This window comes from Planococcus kocurii (genome assembly GCF_001465835.2).
Taxonomy (GTDB): Bacteria; Bacillota; Bacilli; order Bacillales_A; family Planococcaceae; genus Planococcus; species Planococcus kocurii.
In genome coordinates, this window is sequence record NZ_CP013661.2 from 798,506 (window position 1) to 816,217 (window position 17,712).

Below are 17,712 nucleotides of genomic sequence, written 5' to 3' on the forward strand. Positions count from 1 at the left end.
GTTTAATCAGCGCGTTTCGCCAATTAAACTCTTTTTTTATTTTTCTAGCTCTAGCCAAGCCACTGCTTCACAATGCGTTGACTGTGGGAACATATCAACAGGCTGTACTTCTTTTGTGCGGTAGCCACCATCTTCTAATATGCGCAAGTCACGCGCAAGTGTAGCCGGGTTACACGATACATAAACAACACGCGATGGACGCTGCTTGAGAATAGTCCGTAGCAACTGCTCATCACAGCCTTTACGTGGTGGATCGACCACTAAAACATCCGCCTGCTTGCCTTCTTTGTACCAGCGCGGAATCACTTGTTCGGCAGGTCCTGCTTCAAATAATGTATTTGTTAAACCATTTAGTTCCGCGTTGCGTTTAGCGTCTTCAATTGCTTGCGGCACAATTTCAACACCCATGACAAATTTAGCTTGCTTTGCAAGGAACAGAGAAATGGTCCCAATGCCACAATACGCATCAATGACGGTCTCCTGTCCCGTTAATTGAGCGTATTCAAGCGCTTGACCGTAAAGAATTTCTGTTTGTATCGGGTTGATTTGATAAAAAGAGCGTGCTGAAATTTCAAAACGAACGTTACCGATCCGATCTTCAATCACATCTTTGCCCCAAAGCGTTACGGTTTCATCACCAAAAATAACATTGGTTTTTTCATGGTTGATGTTTTGGACAATCGATGTCACTTCCGGAACAGTTGCTTGAATCAATTCAATTGCTCGTGCTGAATGAGCAAACTTCTTTTTCTTAGTGACTAAAACGACCATAATTTCTCCAGTCGCTCGAGCTTTCCGAACCACTACGTGGCGAAGCATACCGCGGTGTGTAGCTTCTTCGTAAGGTTCAATGCCTATTTCCACTAAGTTGTTTTTCAAAGCGACCATAATCGCATCTGCTTCAGGTGTTTGAATCAAACATGTATCCGTATCTGCAATGTCATGAGAACGCGGCTGATAAAATCCAGCGACCACTTTGCCGTCTTGTGTACCAAAAGGAATTTGAGATTTATTGCGGTAGCGCCACGGATCTTCCATACCTTTAACTGGATGTACCGGCACATCTGGTAATTTACCGATACGTGTAATCGCGTCGCGCACTAATTTTCGTTTAAAAGTCATCTGTCCTTCGTAGGACAAGTGCTGAATTTGACAGCCTCCACATGTATCAAACACTGGACACGGAGCTGTAACACGAAAAGGTGAAGCTTGCTGTATTTCGATTAGCTTTGCAAAGCCATAAGATTTCAAGGTTTTTAACACATGGACCGAGACATCTTCTCCTGGCAAAGCGCCTGGGATAAACAGCGGATAGCCATCAACTTTTGCTACGCCTGCACCGTCATGTGTCAAATCTTCTACATGGACTGTTAGTCGATCGTTTTTGTTTACTGGTTTCAAAAAAATTCACTCCATTTCACATCTACTTATCATACAACAAAAAAACGCGTCAGGCAAAAGCCTGTACGCGTTCCTAATTTTTTTCTTTTCTAGCGGGACCATCTTTCAGAGAGAACCAGAAACCAAAAATAATGGCTCCGAACAACACTAGAAATGGTGCATAAAATATCATGAAATCCTGCATGAATAATGCCTCCTCTTATGCGTGGTAATCTGATTTGCCTTCCACGTAGTCCTTATCGAACAAGAACAGACGGAACAACAAGTAAAGCGATGGCAACAACAAGAACAGCCCTGCGATAAATGCAATGATCAAAGCAATCGCCATGGCTTCATTTGTAAAGCTGTCATATATCGTCAAATACGGATAAAGCAAGTACGGGTAATGGGATGCACCATAGGCGAAGAATGCTGTAAAGAACTGACCCATTAACAAAATAAAAGCCCAACCGTAATGACGCTTTTTCCAAATTAGGTAAACCGTTCCAGCAAACAATAAGAACGACAATGCGAATGCCCACCATAAATCAAGAATACGAGCGTAATGCTCTGGATTGTGGCCACGCAGTTCGTAAATAATCCCGGTTGCAGTAACGATTGCGGGAGCTGCCCAAACGAGTGCATATTTACGCATCAAATCAGTCGCTTTCGCATCACCAGCTTTCGATGAGTACCAAGTTAAAAATACCGACGAAATATAAAGAACTGCTGTTAAACTCAAAACGACAATACTCCACATTAACGGACTGGTGAACAATGCCCAGTAATCCAAGTAAGGCTGGCCATTATCAAGTTGGATAAAGCCACCTTCAGACATGGCAAGAACTGGTGATAATGCCGCTGGTAACAACAGCCCAGACAACCCATACATATAGATATACCCTCTATGATTGATTTTTGCTCCGTAAGTCGCAAAAGCGTAATAGGAACCTCGAATCGCCAGCAGTATCAATGCTAGACTAGCTGGAACTAATAAGGTTGTACCGTAGTAAAAAGCGGTTTGCGGAAAAAATCCGATAATCCCGACAAAGAAGAAAACAAAAAATACGTTGGTAACTTCCCAAACTGGTGACAAGTAGCGCTGAATAACCCCTGTCAAAATATGTTGCTTGCCAACAAACGAGCTATAGGCATTAAAGAAGCCGGCGCCGAAGTCAATCGACGCCACGATGACGTATAGAAACAGAAACAACCATAAAACAGAAATCCCAATAATTTCTAGAGTCATTCTTCTTCACCGCCTTTGCCATTTTCACGTGCTGCTAATTCTTTTTCAACGGGGTTGCGTCTATACATTCTCGAAAGAACAACAACCGTCCCGATTCCTAGAATCAAATACAAGCCAGCAAACAAAACAATCATCAAGTCCACATGACCACTAGTAGTTGCCGCTTCATCAATCTTCATATGACCTCGAAGAATCCAAGGCTGGCGTCCTACTTCTGTAAACCACCATCCTGCTTCAATAGCCACGAGTGCCAAAGGACCTCCTGCTACTGTTAGCCAACGGAACCATTTTGTCCGTATAAACGACCAGTTACGCCAAGCCGCCACAACATAGACAAAGGAGAAGAAGGCTAGCCACATCCCAATAGTGACCATCGTATCAAAAAGATAGTGGATCCATAATGGTGGAATTTCGTCCTCTGGGAACTCATTAAGACCTGTTACTTCAGCAAATGGATTACTGTGCGCCAGTATGCTTAAAGCATATGGAATCTTAATGGCGTACTTCACTTCTTCACCATCTAAAACTCCAAACATGACCAAACCAGCATCTTCTTCGGTTTCAAAATGCCACTCAGCAGCTGCCAATTTTTCCGGCTGATACTCTGCCAAATACTTACCAGAAAAATCACCAATTAAAGCCGTAGCGACAGAAAATACCAATGCTAACTTCATCGTCAAGAACAAAGCTTTTTTGTGATAAATATGCGTAGAGCCACGTAACATTCGGAAAGCCGCAATAGAAGCCAGTAAAAATGCGCTGGTCATGAAAGCTGTCGCCATAACGTGCGCTACTTTTGTCGGTACTGCAGGACTAAACATCGCCAGTAGCGGGCTGACGTTAACCATTTCACCATTTAGTATTTCAAAGCCCTGTGGTTGGTTCATAAAGGCGTTGACAATGGTGATAAAAACGGACGATGCGGCTGCACCCAGTGCAACCGGAATCAGTAGCAGGAAATGCTTCCGCTGATCTTCAAAGCGATCCCATGTATAAAGGTAAATCCCGAGGAAAATTGCCTCGAAGAAAAACGCAAAAACTTCCATAAACAATGGCAACGCAATGACGTTCCCTGCTAATTGCATAAAATTCGGCCACAACAGCGATAACTGCAAGCCGATCGCCGTACCGGTTACAACTCCTACAGCTACGGTTATAACAAAGCCTCTTGCCCAACGGCGAGCCATCAAAATATAATGTTCATCTTTTTTCTTAATCCCCACCCACTGGGCGATCATAATCATGAGTGGTACCCCTACGCCGATTGTTGCGTAGAGAATATGGAATGATAAAGTCAAAAGCGTTAGAATACGACTCAGAAAAGCTGGATCTTGGAATTCCAATCTACTCGTCTCCTTTTTTCAAACATGTAATTTACTGTTCCCTTAGTTCCTATTGTACATCAAACGCACTTGCCAAAACTCTTCCTAAGCCTTGGTATCACAACCAACTTTGAATAAGCTGTGACAAAAACGAAGTAAAAAGAATTGAAATTTTTCTCAATTTTTAGTATTCTATAAAGAACAAAGAAAAAGGGTGATTCATCATGAGAACAAAACGGAAAGTATTTGCTTATATCACAAGAGGCGATGATGAAAATCGTGAATTGCTTGTATTCGAATACAAAGGAGAACCAGAAGTTGGCCTGCAAGTTCCAGGTGGCACAATCGAAGACGGCGAACTATTGATCGATGCATTATACCGAGAAGTAAAAGAAGAAACAGGTTTGCCACGTGAAGTTCTTGACTTTGTAGGGAAAATCCACAAGTATACGTATTATCCTGAACATCAGGATAAGGCATACGAACGGAATATTTTTCAATTTGAATATACCGGAGAACCTATTGAATTTTTTGAACACATGATTAAAAGCCAGGGCCGTGATAACGGCATGACGTTGTTATTCCGCTGGGAATCGATTAAAAGTCTGCCGCAGCTTGCAGCAGAACAAGACAAAGCAATCGAACTACTTTAGAATGTCGCAAAATAGTAACTAGCAAACGGGGCTGTCCCAAAAAGTCATGAACAATGACTTTTTGAGTACGGCCTCTTTTGCTTCTAAAAATGCACACCGAGTTCTATATTCTTGGCAGCAATCCAAAAAAAACAGACGGTGGAAAAAGAACTCTTTTTCCACCGTCTGTTTTATTTTAGAGACTTACCGGACGACTTATTTTTATTTACGGTCTTTTTCGTTCAATGAATCAATCGGTACATACATCTCAATATGACTAGCTAAGTTTTCGAATACAGCTGGCAGTAACCCACCATACTCTCCATCTAAATTGAGTAATACTCGTTCTTCTGTCGTTACTGTAATTTTGCTGGCTTTAGCATAAATTACATGAGAGTCCGATAAATGTTCACCCCGAAGAGCTAAAGAGGCAACACGGATAAACTCAGCCATATTGAGCTCTTTTAAAATTAATAACGTAAACTTCCCGTCGTTAATACTAGCATCAGGCGCTAATTTTTCAAATCCTCCAACCGAATTAGTCAATCCGATCAAAAACATCATGGCACTGTCATCAAAAACTTGACCATCGTATTCAATCCGAACACGTGAAGATCGAATCGAAGGCAGCATCTCGATGCCTTTTAAATAATAAGCCATTTGACCGAGAACTGTTTTTAACTTGCTTGGAACTTCATACGTTAGCTCCGTCAGCCTGCCGCCCCCTGCAATGTTAATAAAATACCGATCACCATTCATTAACCCAATATCCACAGGAATTGAATCACCTTTAAGAATAATATCAACAGCTTTTGTTATATCGCGTGGAATATGAACAGCGCGAGCAAAGTCATTGGTCGTTCCCATTGGAATAAGACCCACTTTGGGACGATTTTCAAAAGGAGCGATTCCTGAAACAACTTCGTTTAACGTACCGTCTCCACCCACAGCAATTACTAAATCAAACTTCCGCTCCACAGCAAAAGCTGCGGCTTGAATGGCATCGCCTTCACAAGTTGTCGCGTGACAAGATGTTTCGTAGCCCGCTTTTTCCATTTTTTCTAAAACTTCAGGCAGGTGTTTTCGGAACAACTCACGGCCGGAAGTTGGATTGTATATAATACGTGCACGTTTCATGAGATTCAGCCTTTCTGGACTTTCTGTAAAGATCGACAAAACATTTTCTAGGTAAGCAGTTATAGGTTTTCTAAAAATAGATCATTCATTTATGTTAGTGCTTTTTGAAATGCTTGACGTAAGTCTTCATAAACGATTTGCCAAAAACCATTGTTATATACAAATCCATCTGAAATCTCACCAATAACGGTCTTCAAGTGATGCTCGTATTGGGAGTCGTCTTTATCCGGAAGTACCGATTTCTTTTCATCGACAAAGTTTTGAACTTCAGGTGCTCGTGGTCCCCAAGTACCCAGAACCTTGCCATCTTTTGAAAGAATAATGTATTTAGGAATTGAACGTCCGCTATTCGTTAAATAACGATCCATCAATTCGAGATTTTCATCACGGTATACGCAATGAACCTCTAAATGAACCGCATCTGTGATTTTTCGCAGGATGGCATTATTCATCATCGCATCGCCACACCAATCTTCAGTAATAACCAAAATATGAGGTTGCTTTTCTTTTAGCAACGCCATAAATTCCGAGTCTTCTGGAAGGTTAAACTTCTCATAGATGCTATAGGACTTTTGCTGATTCGACTCCATTTGAGCCATATAACTTTCCAAAGTAATGCCAGCTTCAAAATACTGCTGCTCCGTCATCATACAATCACGTCTCCCTCTTCCTACTTTCTACTAAACAGTCGGTTCCTCTCGAATTAGAAGGTTCATTCACATGAATTCAGTTGAAATTACAAGATCCATCAAGCACATGCTATTGATCCAAACTTATCTTTACTACCAGTTTACTGTTATGTAGCAAAGTCTTCAAGGCTTAGGTGAAGAAATGCTGATTTACAGCGGTGTAAGTCACCACTAATTAACGGTCAACTTAAAGACGTCTAAAGTTTAACTTAGTTTCACTAAGCATAAAATAAACTTTTACCTGCAATTCTCCTAACTAAAAGAAGCCGATTCCAGCACGAAGCGCGTCCATCGGCTAAACGAAGCTAAAGACAAACGGATTTTTCTTAGCTTTAGCGAGAGCAATGCTCAAAGTGGCCGGTATCGCTTTAACTTTACCCAACCCATAAAAAAGGATGATCCATAATGGACCATCCTTTCACATAGGTAAAGCTTATCTTTTAGCAATTTCTTCAAGAAGAATTTTATTAAGCAATGGCGGATTTGCTTGCCCTTTAGTTTGTTTCATGATTTGCCCGACAAGGAAACCAATTGCTCGATCTTTACCGTTTTTAAAGTCTTCAATCGACTGTGGATTATTGTCAAGAGCTGCTGTAACGAATTCACGCAATGTGTTCTCATCAGAGATCTGAACAAGTCCTTTCGCTTTAACGATATTGTTCGCGTCGCCGCCTTTTTCAATCAATTCCTTAAAGACTTTCTTCGCAATTTTAGATGAAATGGTGCCATCTGAAATCAATTTGATCATACCAGCCAAACCTTCTGGTGTTAATTCCGTATCTTCAAGTTCTTTTTGCTCAGCGTTCAAGTAAGCAGATACTTCCCCCATCAACCAGTTAGATGACAGTTTTGCGTCGGCGCCAGCAGTTACTGTTGCTTCGAAGAAATCCGAAATTGGTTTTGCTAGTGTCAGAACCATAGCGTCATAAGAAGACATGCCTAGCTCTGAAACATAACGAGCTTTTCGTGCATCTGGCAATTCTGGAATTTCTGAACGAACGCGTTCTAGCCAAGCATCATCAATAACGATATCGACAAGATCAGGTTCAGGGAAGTAACGATAATCGTCAGATCCTTCTTTAATGCGCATCAACAAGGTTTTTCCTGTGGATTCGTCGTAACGACGTGTTTCTTGCTCGATAATCCCACCGGACAATAACACTTGCTCTTGACGAACTTGCTCATGCTCAATCCCTTTACGAACAAAGTTGAACGAGTTTAAGTTTTTCAATTCGGTTTTTGTGCCAAATTGTTCTTGACCAAACGGACGAAGCGAAATGTTCGCGTCGCAACGCAATGATCCTTCTTCCATGCGTACATCAGAAACGCCTGTGTACTGAATAATGGCTTTGATTTTTTCAAGATACGCATACGCTTCATCAGCTGTACGAATATCTGGCTCAGAAACAATTTCGATTAATGGTGTGCCTTGACGGTTAAAGTCAACCAATGAATGGCCTTTGCCCGTGTGCGTTAGTTTCCCTGCATCTTCTTCCATATGAAGACGGGTAATGCCAATCCGTTTTTTCTCGCCTTTTACTTCAATTTCAATCCAGCCATGCTCACCAATCGGCTGATCAAATTGTGAAATTTGATAAGCTTTCGGGTTATCTGGATAAAAATAGTTTTTGCGATCAAATTTCGTGTGGCGCGTAATTTCGCAGTTTAATGCAAGTGCCGCTCTCATTGCCCAGTCCACTGCTGTTTTATTCACTACTGGTAAAACACCTGGATAGCCAAGGTCAATGACGTTTGTATTGGTATTCGGTTCCGCACCAAAATGAGCCGGTGCTGGAGAAAACATTTTCGATTCTGTTTTTAATTCAACGTGGACTTCAAGTCCAATGATTGTTTCAAAATTCATTGTGCTGCTCCCTCCCATGTTTGAGGAGTTTTTTTATGGAAATCTGTTGCTTGTTCATATACATCTGCAACACGATAAACGGTTTCTTCATCAAAATGTTTCCCGATAATTTGCAAACCTAGTGGTAGACCATTTTCAAACCCACAAGGAATAGAGATAGCTGGAACACCTGCTAAGTTAACTGGAATTGTTAAAATATCGTTTGCATACATTGTTAATGGATCGTCAATGATTTCACCAATTTTAAATGCTGGTGTTGGCGTTGTTGGACCAACGATGACATCGTATTTTTCAAATGCATCATCAAAGTCTTTTTTGATCAATGTCCGAACTTTTTGTGCTTTTTTGTAGTAAGCATCGTAATAACCTGAGCTTAGTGCATACGTTCCAAGCATGATGCGGCGTTTTACTTCATCACCAAATCCTTCAGAGCGCGTATTCATGTAAAACTCAAGAAGACTTCCTGCTTTTTCTGTGCGGTAGCCATAACGAATGCCATCGAAACGTGACAGGTTAGATGAAGCTTCAGAAGAAGCCAAAATATAATACGTAGCTAATGCGTATTTCGAATGAGGCAGTGAAATTTCTTCACAAATCGCACCCTGTTCTTCAAGCACTTTCAAAGCATCAAGAACAGCTTGTTTTGCTGCTTCGCCAACACCTTCAGCAAAATATTCTTTTGGAACACCGATGCGAAGACCTGTAATGTCACCCGTCAATGCCGCAGTGAAATCCGGAACTTCAACATTAGCAGAAGTTGAATCTTTGTCGTCATATCCCGAAATCGCATTTAACAGGAGTGCGTTGTCTTTTACAGTTCGTGTAATTGGACCGATTTGATCTAACGATGAAGCATAAGCAATCAACCCAAAACGCGAAATTCGTCCGTAAGTAGGCTTCATACCAACTACACCACAAAAAGCAGCAGGTTGACGAATTGAGCCACCCGTATCTGATCCTAGCGAAAACGGAACTTGTCCTGACGCAACTGCAGCAGCAGACCCGCCTGAAGAACCACCCGGAACAGTTTCAAGATTCCATGGGTTTTTTGTTTTTTTGTAATACGAGTTTTCGTTAGACGAACCCATTGCAAATTCATCCATATTTAGTTTTCCGACGGTCACCATTCCAGCAGCTTTTAATTTGTCTACGACTGTTGCATCATAGATTGGATTAAATCCTTCTAAAATACGGCTAGAAGCAGTTGTTTCAAGACCTTCTGTGACAATATTGTCTTTTACTCCGATAGGCAAACCAAATAAAGGTCCACGTTCAGCAAAAGGCACACTATCCATTTCTTTTGCAAGTTGTGTTGCGCGTTCTTTGTTTAACGCAAGAAATGCATCTACTTTGGGTTCAAGAGCTTCGATGCGTTCAAATGCTTTTTCGGTCATTTCAGCAATCGTTATTTCTTTTGTATGTATCATTTCTTGCAATTGTGCAGCTGTTTTTTCTACCAATGACATCTTTAGTGCCTCCTTCCGACTACTCTAAAATTGTTGGGACTTTAACTTGTCCGCCTTCATGTTCTTTCACGTTTTTCATAACCAAATCACGATCTAATCCTGGGATGGATTTATCTTCTCGTAAAACGTTGACCATTTGCAATACATGCGTCGTTGGTTCAACATTTTCCGTATCCAATTCACTTAACAATTCCATTGCGTTGGTAATTGCTTCTAATTGATCTGCAAAATGTTCCGCTTCTTCATCAGTAATTGCAAGTCTCGCCAAATGAGCGACTTCAATTACTTCTTCTTTAGTCATTTTCGCCATTTTTCTACACCTCCGGATTCAGTAAACATACGCTATATCATACCATTTTTCTAAAAAAATAAATAGGGACAGCCGCATGGCTATCCCTGTTTTAACATAAATTATTCGTAAATGTGAACAAACGGTTTAGTTTCTCCCGCTTTTTTCAAAACCAATGCTTCTGGACCGTTAGTCGAAGTAACACTAACTTCAACTAATACATTTTCAGGGAAATGTTCTGCCACTAAACCAGTCACGTATTGTGTAAAACCAATCACTTCAGCTGCTCCAAAAAATTGGATAGGGATTTCAATTTTCAATTCTTTTAGTTCATTGTTCTGATAAAACCCTGTCCCGATTACACTTGTAAAATTGGAAAAGTAGATTTCCACGTCTTGTTTGAAATTGCGAAAAGCCGTATCGATGTCTCGGTAACGTTCATCTGAACCTGAAGTTGGAAACAGCACGTACGCTTCGTTTACGGCATTCCAGTTGGCAACAGTTTGTTTGCCACCCGGTGCAGCACCAGAAGCAAAATACGTACCTGGTACCATTGCATTTCCTGCGTTTTGTTTAAAAAGTCCTACTACGATCGGTACATCCGCTAGTCCTTCTTTTTCACGTAGGCGTTTAACAATTTCGTCGGCCATGCGCTTGCCTTCTTTTTCGATTTGTGCTTGAGGAATTTCCTGTTCATAGGACATTCCGCCTTCAGAGCTATAATACATCGTATTCAAGGCCAGACCTATTGAGATACCACCAAGCCGAATTTTCCCCTCATCCGTCTTCACTAAATAGTTCTGTTCGGTGATGTGTGCCAGTATTTCTGCAGGTGCACGTTCGCCTGCTTTTTTCTGCTCTTCAGTTCGTTTGTCCGCTGCATTTAAACCTGCTGGATTGTCTGTACTGGTGCGTTGTAGCCAGGAAGTGGCATCTTCATCCGTGATTTTCTGCCCTTCCTGGAAATAATAATCGTCAGGCGAAAATTGTTTTTGCGACAAGCGCAACAACCCATTTTCTGTCTCCACAATATCGTAACGAGAATTTAGGCGATTAACGATTTTTCCTCTTGTGGCACTTTCTTTATATGGCAGAAGCGTACGATAATATTGATCATCCAACTGCATGCTTGGAATAATCGCCGTCTCTACTTCTTCTTTTTCATTTACTACTTCTGCTTCCTCATCGGTCTCGGAAGGAACACATCCCGTTAGCAGCAGCAAGCTGATTGGAATCCACCACATACGCTTCATGTTAAAATCTCCTTATTTGTTCAATTCCTCAACGAGACGTGCTTCGTCCCAAATCTCTACTTTAAGCTCGCGCGCTTTATCGAGCTTTGAACCTGCTTCTTCACCTGCAATAAGCAAATCTGTTTTCTTGCTCACGCTGCCTGACAGCTTGCCTCCAAGTGCCTCAATTTGAGCGCTAGCCTCTTGACGAGTCATTTGTTCCAGCTTACCTGTCAAAACGATTTTCTTTCCTGCAAATGCATTTGCGCCTTCTTCGATACGTACTCGTGTACCCGTATAAGTTAGATTGACGTTCGCTTCGTGCAAACGTTCCACCAATGCACGAACTTCTTCACTATCAAAATACATCACGATAGAATCCGCCATTTTTTCGCCAATTTCATGTATTTCGACTAGTTCTTCTTTTGTTGCTGCGATTAATTGTGCTAACGTTCCAAAATGTTCGGATAAAATACGCGCTCCTCTTTCGCCAACATGGCGGATACCCAGACCAAACAACAATTTCTCCATCGAATTGCTTCTAGAAGCCTCAATCGCTGCTACTAAGTTGGATGCAGACTTGTCACCCATTCGATCTAGTTCTAGCAATTGTTCTTTTGTTAGCTTGTAAATATCAGAAATGTCGTGAACCAAGCCTTCCCGGTACAATTGCTCAATCACTTTTTCACCAAGCCCGTCAATATTCATCGCGTTACGTGACACAAAGTGAATGAGTCCTTCTGTGATTTGTGCCGGACATTGCGGATTGACGCAGCGAAGCGCAACTTCTCCTTCGATGCGAACTAACTCGCTATCACATGCCGGACAATGAGTCGGCATTTCAAAAGGCAGTTCTTCTTCAGTTCGTTGATCAAGAATGACAGCTACGACTTCTGGAATAATGTCTCCCGCTTTTCGAATGATCACTTTATCGCCAATTCGAATATCTTTTTCTTTGATCAAATCTTCGTTGTGCAAAGAAGCACGTTGCACAGTCGTTCCTGCAACCGATACTGGATCTAATATCGCAGTTGGTGTCACAACTCCCGTTCGCCCAACACTCAATTCAATATCGCGTACAGTCGTCATTACTTCTTCTGCCGGAAATTTATAAGCTGTTGCCCATTTTGGACTTTTCGCTGTAAAGCCAAGTTCTTGCTGGTATAAAAATTGATTGACTTTAATGACGATGCCGTCAATTTCATAGGGCAAGTCATTTCGTTTGTCAGTCCACTTTTTAATATACGCCAATACTTCTTCAACAGTCGTACACACTTGGCGTTCTTTATTTGTTTTAAAGCCGAGACCTGCAAGATAATCAAGGGATTCATCGTGGTTTGATAAATTATATGTTTCCCCGTCGCCACCAATTCCATAAATAAAAACATCCAAATTTCGGCTCGCTGCAATTTTAGGATCCAATTGACGTAGCGATCCTGCCGCAGCGTTTCGTGGATTGGCGAATAGCTCTTCGCCTCGTTCACCACGCTCTTCGTTCAAGGCATGGAAGGATTTTTTGGGCATGAAGACTTCGCCGCGCACTTCAAGCGAGACGGCTTCTTTTAATTTGAGTGGGATAGTACGGATGGTTCGTAGATTAACCGTGATATCTTCACCAATACGACCGTCTCCGCGTGTTGCTCCTTTGACGAATTTACCGTTTTCATACAACAGTGATACCGCAAGACCATCAATTTTCAGCTCGCAAACATACTCAATCTTGTCACCTGCACCACTGCGTACTCGTTTATCAAATTCATGTAAATCCTCTTCGTCAAAAACATTAGATAAACTGAGCATTGGACGTTCATGCGTGACTTTATCGACAGTTGAAAGTGGTGCTCCGCCAACACGTTGAGTTGGTGAATCTGGGAAAACCAGATCAGGATAAAGCGTTTCTAAGTCGATTAATTCATTCAGTAATTGATCATATATTGCATCCGGAACGGCCGGTTTATCGAGTACATAATAAGCATGACCATAGTTCCGGAGCATTTCGTTTAATTCATTTACACGTTGTTCTGCTTTTAAGCGATCCATCTAGTTTCCTCCCGATTATACTTTTTCAATCGGCGCAAATTTCGCCAATAAACGTTTAATGCCGACAGGACTTGGAAAGGCAATATCAAGTTCGGTTTGTTCGCCTTCGCCTTTAACGCTAACGACCGTTCCGGTACCCCATTTTTTATGCGTTGCTTTATCGCCCGTTTTCCAACCCAACTTTTCACTGCCTGACTGATTATAGCTAGGACGCGTTACAGCGGGTCGTTTCGGTACTTGTCGATAACTGGTTGCAGCACCAGCACGATGGTGCGCTCGTGTTTGTTCAATCAGCTCTTCTGAAATCTCCGAAATAAACCGTGAAGGCATATTGAAATTACTTTTCCCAAACAATGTGCGTGAAGACGCATGCGTCAAATACAATCGCTGTTCCGCACGCGTAATTCCTACGTAAGCAAGACGACGTTCTTCTTCTAATTCTTCGTCGTCGTTATTCGATCGTGAATGCGGAAAGACGTTTTCTTCCAGTCCAATGATGAATACGACAGGAAACTCCAATCCTTTTGCTGCGTGCATCGTCATTAAAATAATCGGGCCATCTGCATCTTCTTCGTCATCTAATGAATCGATATCCGAAATCAATGCTAAATCGGTTAAGAAAGCGACTAATGATTTGTCGTCACTTTGCTTTTCAAAAGCTTTCGTGACTGATAAAAACTCTTCCAAGTTTTCTAAACGGCTTTCGCCTTCTATGGTTTTATCGTTTTGCAACATTTGGCGGTAGCCCGATTTCTTCAGTATTTCTTCTACCAGTTCCGTTACGGATAAATACTCTTGCATTTGCGTAAAACTATCGATCATCGCGCGGAATTCCAAAGCTGTCTGTGCCGTCTTCGGTGTTAACCCCATAAAGTCAGCTTCTTGCAATGCATCCATAATCGTACGATCTTGTTCAATCGCAAAACGTGCCATTTTCTCGAATGAAGTTGCACCAATTCCACGCTTTGGTTCGTTGATGACACGAGCTAAAGACAAATCATCGTCGTTGTTGGCGATCAAGCGCAAATACGCCAGTAAATCTTTAATTTCTTTACGATCGTAGAACTTTGTTCCGCCAACGATGGTATAAGACATATTCGATTTAACGAACATCTCCTCCATAATTCGTGACTGCGCATTCGTACGGTACAAAATCGCAAAATCAGAAGTTTTGTATTGTTCTTCCTCCATTAACCGCTGGATCGTTTGAACAACAAATTGTGCTTCCTGTCGCTCATCTCCTGCTTTATGCAAAGTGATTGCTGGACCTTCGTCGTTATCAGTCCGCAATTCTTTCGGATAGCGGCTGGTGTTTTTTTGAATCACGTCATTAGCTGCCTGCAAAATACGCTTTGTCGAGCGATAATTTTGCTCAAGCATAATGACTTTCGCATTTGGATAATCTTTCTCAAACGACAAAATGTTCGTGATATCCGCTCCACGCCAGCGATAAATCGACTGATCTGAATCGCCAACCACACAAATATTTTTAAATTTGCTCGCTAATTTTTGAACCAGCTGATACTGGGCGTTGTTCGTGTCTTGGTATTCATCTACATGGATATAATGGAATTTATTTTGATAGTATTCCAATACTTCAGGAACGGTATTAAACAAATTCAACGTCGTCATAATCAAATCATCAAAATCCAGTGACTGATTTTTCTTCAAGCGTTTTTCATATGCTGTATAAACATCCGATACTGTTTTTTCGTACGGATTAAATTGATTCATGTCCGCTGCAAACTGCGATGCATCAATGCATTCGTTTTTTGAAGATGAAATCGCATTTAACATTGTTCGCGGTTCGTATTTTTTCGGATCTAAATTTTGTTGTTTTAAGACATTTTTAATAACCGTCAATTGGTCTGTCGTATCTAAAATCGAAAAACTTTTCGACATTCCTAACTTATCGATATCGCGTCTCAATATACGTACACACATTGAGTGGAACGTAGAAGCCCACATGCGTTGTCCGGTTCCATGCCCTAATAAGCCATCAATCCGGTTACGCATTTCACGCGCTGCTTTATTGGTAAACGTAATGGCTAAAATATTAGATGGATACACTTGCTTTTCCAGCACCAAATAAGCAATACGGTGCGTCAATACACGTGTTTTACCTGATCCCGCACCTGCCATGATTAGTAGAGGACCTTCTGTCGTTTTGACTGCTTCTGCTTGTTCCGGATTCATTCCGTTTAGTAAACTTTTTGTTATCAATTCCATTTCGCACCACCTCGAACATTTGTTCTTACTAGTATAACGATTCATCAGCCGTTTCCGCAACTGCCTCGACGGTTTCCATCGCTTTTTCGATATTTTCATATATGATGTTGCCGACAACAATGGTATCCGCAATTGCAGATGCTTTTTTTGCCATATTTGCTGAATCAATGCCCCCGCCATAAAACAAGCGGGTTTCACATAGAACACTTTTCACTTTTTCTGCTAACTCCATGTCACCAAACATACCGCTGTATTCCAAGTAAAAAATAGGCAAACGGAAAAAATGTTCAGCCATGCGCGCATATGCTAAAACATCTTCTGTCGTTAAATCTGTTTTTGCTCCAGTTAGTTTTGCTGCTTTACAGTCAGCGTTTAGAATACAATAGCCTTCTGGAATCAGTTCATCCCACTCTAAAATTTCGCCATATTCACGAATTGCGCTATGATGAAGTCCTTTAATCCACAGTGGATTGTCGCTGTTTAAAACCGTTGGGATAAAATAATAATCAAAGCCAGGCGCCACAGCGGCAATTGCTGAAACTTCGAGCACGAGTGGCACATCGTAGCGCTGTACACGTTCTGTTAAGCAAAGGACATTATCGAGTGTGACATGATCACTGCCACCAATCAAGATGGCATCCGTCCCGGATCTGCAAATTCGTTCCAAATGTTCATCTGTGATCTCTTTTGCCGGATCTAATTTAAAGACATGTTGCCATGTTTTGAAATCCACCATTTATCACCTAACTTTATCTCAGTTATCATCTATTTAGTATAACAAAAAAACCGAACAGAGTCGGCTCTCTGTTCAGTCTTTTGGAAGTTCAAATGGTTTTTCATCTGGATACAGACGTTCCAACATTCCGTCATAAGCGTCATTGCCGTAGTTCAAGCAACGGCGCACACGAGAAATTGTTGCAGTACTCGCGCCTGTTTCGTTCTTTATTTTTTCATATGTTTTTTTCATGCGCAGCATATGTGCTACTTCCAAACGCTGGGACATCGATTGGATTTCACTAATTGTGCACAAATCATCAAAAAAGCGATAAGCCTCTTCTTTATCTTTTAAAGCCAAAACAGCTTCAATCAACTGATCTGTCTGATGGCCTCTTATTTTGTCGACTTGCATGCAGCTTCATCATCCTTTCCTTGCTCTGATCATCAATGCGTATAGCTGACAGTTTGCTCTATTCCTGGGGCAGTCGGAACGATATGAATCCACGTTTTTCCTGGCACTAGTTTTACCGGCTCTCCATTTGCAGTTGGCACGAGCATTCCATCAAGTGAACTCCACTCTATTTCACGAACGCCTCCTGCTTGGAAAAGTAAAGCCGCTCCACCATTCGTCAAATCAATGGATTGGCGCCCTTTCGAATCGATCGTTTGGTGAGGCGCTTCAAACACTAAAATATTTGAAACTTCGACAATTTCTGATGTTTCTTTATCGGTCGTCAGTTCGCCACCGGAAGACCGGCTATACAAATGCGTTTGTCTATCATAGACATAGTCACTAAAAAACAGCTCATTTGTTCCATACTCCACACTTACCGAAAGAGCCTGTTCCTCTAGTTTAGCATTTTCGAACGAGTCATAGAAATAATAAGGCGATTTCCCACTGTATTCCGTAGAAGCTTGCGTAATCTTCATGGCTCTTGAAACATTTTCCATTGAGATATAGGAGTTGTGAGGCGCCACTCGGTCGGATGATCGCTGAAATAAAGTTCCGTCATGTTGGATACCATTGACATGATCAACCACTCCAGATTCTAGCAGTACTTTGGCATCTGGACTATAGCCGTGAGCTACAAAAAAGCCATCGTATGCCGCGGCCAGTTGGACAAAATATTCCCGTGCACTACGAATCGGCCCCAGTGTTTCTGGAAAATCACTTTGATAAAGCGCAACAAACCGCGTAATATCATATTCGGCAATCATTTCAAAGACCATGTCTGCATTTGTCAGCCCTGTCTGCGGGCGGGCATCTGGATGATTATTAATGACCGCCATGACAGTTCGGCGATTTGTTGGTGGCACTGCCCGTTCTCCCGTGAACGGAGCAGTCGTTAAAACCTGGTCCCCCACTGGCTCTTCAGTGGGATCCTTTTTCATAATCAGCCAAAAGCCTGTAGTAAATGCTGCTAGTACTCCGAGGACTAGCAACGTAAAAACCCAATTTTTCATAT

General features: G+C 41.7%; 16 protein-coding genes. 1 reads left to right on the plus strand and 15 read right to left on the minus strand.

Going from position 1 to position 17,712, the window contains the following annotated elements; translation table 11 throughout:
• Positions 1 to 36 precede the first annotated feature (36 nt).
• The 4 genes from rlmD to AUO94_RS04150 all read right to left on the minus strand — a co-directional run bounded on the left by rlmD (position 37) and on the right by AUO94_RS04150 (position 3,972).
• Entirely contained in the window at positions 37 to 1,401 is a 1,365-nt protein-coding gene (gene rlmD, locus AUO94_RS04140; RefSeq protein ID WP_058386038.1) for a 23S rRNA (uracil(1939)-C(5))-methyltransferase RlmD, read from the minus strand.
• 73 nt (positions 1,402 to 1,474) lie between these two features.
• Positions 1,475 to 1,585 carry a cytochrome bd oxidase small subunit CydS family protein gene (gene cydS, locus AUO94_RS17765; RefSeq protein ID WP_410477416.1) on the minus strand — a complete coding sequence of 37 codons (111 nt, stop codon included), beginning with the start codon at positions 1,583 to 1,585 and terminating at the stop codon, positions 1,475 to 1,477.
• 15 nt (positions 1,586 to 1,600) lie between these two features.
• Complete coding sequence (locus AUO94_RS04145; protein WP_058386039.1) at positions 1,601 to 2,629, minus strand: cytochrome d ubiquinol oxidase subunit II; 1,029 nt, start codon at positions 2,627 to 2,629, stop codon at positions 1,601 to 1,603.
• Positions 2,626 to 3,972 (minus strand): cytochrome ubiquinol oxidase subunit I, encoded by a 1,347-nt coding sequence (locus AUO94_RS04150; protein WP_058386040.1) that lies wholly within the window; start codon positions 3,970 to 3,972, stop codon positions 2,626 to 2,628. The genes AUO94_RS04145 and AUO94_RS04150 overlap by 4 nt, the downstream gene beginning before the upstream one ends.
• 203 nt (positions 3,973 to 4,175) lie before the next feature.
• Between AUO94_RS04150 and AUO94_RS04155 the strand changes: the two genes are divergently transcribed.
• Positions 4,176 to 4,604 carry an NUDIX hydrolase gene (locus tag AUO94_RS04155; RefSeq protein ID WP_058386041.1) on the plus strand — a complete coding sequence of 143 codons (429 nt, stop codon included), beginning with the start codon at positions 4,176 to 4,178 and terminating at the stop codon, positions 4,602 to 4,604.
• Positions 4,605 to 4,805: 201 nt separating this feature from the next.
• Here AUO94_RS04155 and AUO94_RS04160 read toward each other — a convergent pair whose 3' ends face one another.
• The 11 genes from AUO94_RS04160 to AUO94_RS04210 all read right to left on the minus strand — a co-directional run bounded on the left by AUO94_RS04160 (position 4,806) and on the right by AUO94_RS04210 (position 17,710).
• A complete protein-coding gene (locus AUO94_RS04160; RefSeq protein WP_058386042.1) occupies positions 4,806 to 5,720 on the minus strand; it encodes a diacylglycerol kinase in 915 nt (304 codons plus the stop codon).
• A gap of 89 nt (positions 5,721 to 5,809) precedes the next feature.
• On the minus strand, positions 5,810 to 6,370 hold the full coding sequence (locus tag AUO94_RS04165; RefSeq protein ID WP_058386043.1) for a thioredoxin family protein: 561 nt from the start codon (positions 6,368 to 6,370) through the stop codon (positions 5,810 to 5,812).
• Between the two features lie 472 nt (positions 6,371 to 6,842).
• A complete protein-coding gene (gatB, locus tag AUO94_RS04170; RefSeq protein ID WP_058386044.1) occupies positions 6,843 to 8,273 on the minus strand; it encodes an Asp-tRNA(Asn)/Glu-tRNA(Gln) amidotransferase subunit GatB in 1,431 nt (476 codons plus the stop codon).
• A complete protein-coding gene (gene gatA, locus AUO94_RS04175; RefSeq protein ID WP_058386045.1) occupies positions 8,270 to 9,739 on the minus strand; it encodes an Asp-tRNA(Asn)/Glu-tRNA(Gln) amidotransferase subunit GatA in 1,470 nt (489 codons plus the stop codon). Before gatA ends, gatB begins: the two co-directional genes overlap by 4 nt.
• A gap of 19 nt (positions 9,740 to 9,758) precedes the next feature.
• The gene (gene gatC / locus AUO94_RS04180; RefSeq protein WP_058386046.1) at positions 9,759 to 10,049 is read right to left on the minus strand and encodes an Asp-tRNA(Asn)/Glu-tRNA(Gln) amidotransferase subunit GatC; all 291 of its coding nucleotides are present in this window, start codon (positions 10,047 to 10,049) and stop codon (positions 9,759 to 9,761) included.
• A 101-nt stretch (positions 10,050 to 10,150) separates the two neighbouring features.
• Complete coding sequence (locus tag AUO94_RS04185; protein ID WP_058386047.1) at positions 10,151 to 11,281, minus strand: CamS family sex pheromone protein; 1,131 nt, start codon at positions 11,279 to 11,281, stop codon at positions 10,151 to 10,153.
• 12 nt (positions 11,282 to 11,293) lie between these two features.
• Positions 11,294 to 13,300 (minus strand): NAD-dependent DNA ligase LigA, encoded by a 2,007-nt coding sequence (gene ligA / locus AUO94_RS04190; RefSeq protein ID WP_058386048.1) that lies wholly within the window; start codon positions 13,298 to 13,300, stop codon positions 11,294 to 11,296.
• Positions 13,301 to 13,315: 15 nt separating this feature from the next.
• Complete coding sequence (gene pcrA, locus AUO94_RS04195) at positions 13,316 to 15,529, minus strand: DNA helicase PcrA (protein WP_058386049.1); 2,214 nt, start codon at positions 15,527 to 15,529, stop codon at positions 13,316 to 13,318.
• 28 nt (positions 15,530 to 15,557) lie between these two features.
• Positions 15,558 to 16,262 carry a heptaprenylglyceryl phosphate synthase gene (gene pcrB / locus AUO94_RS04200; protein WP_058386050.1) on the minus strand — a complete coding sequence of 235 codons (705 nt, stop codon included), beginning with the start codon at positions 16,260 to 16,262 and terminating at the stop codon, positions 15,558 to 15,560.
• A gap of 75 nt (positions 16,263 to 16,337) precedes the next feature.
• Positions 16,338 to 16,658 carry a YerC/YecD family TrpR-related protein gene (locus tag AUO94_RS04205; protein WP_008432175.1) on the minus strand — a complete coding sequence of 107 codons (321 nt, stop codon included), beginning with the start codon at positions 16,656 to 16,658 and terminating at the stop codon, positions 16,338 to 16,340.
• A gap of 32 nt (positions 16,659 to 16,690) precedes the next feature.
• Positions 16,691 to 17,710, minus strand: coding sequence for a DUF3048 domain-containing protein (locus tag AUO94_RS04210; protein WP_058386051.1), 1,020 nt, complete (start codon positions 17,708 to 17,710; stop codon positions 16,691 to 16,693).
• Between the last annotated feature and the right edge of the window lie 2 nt (positions 17,711 to 17,712).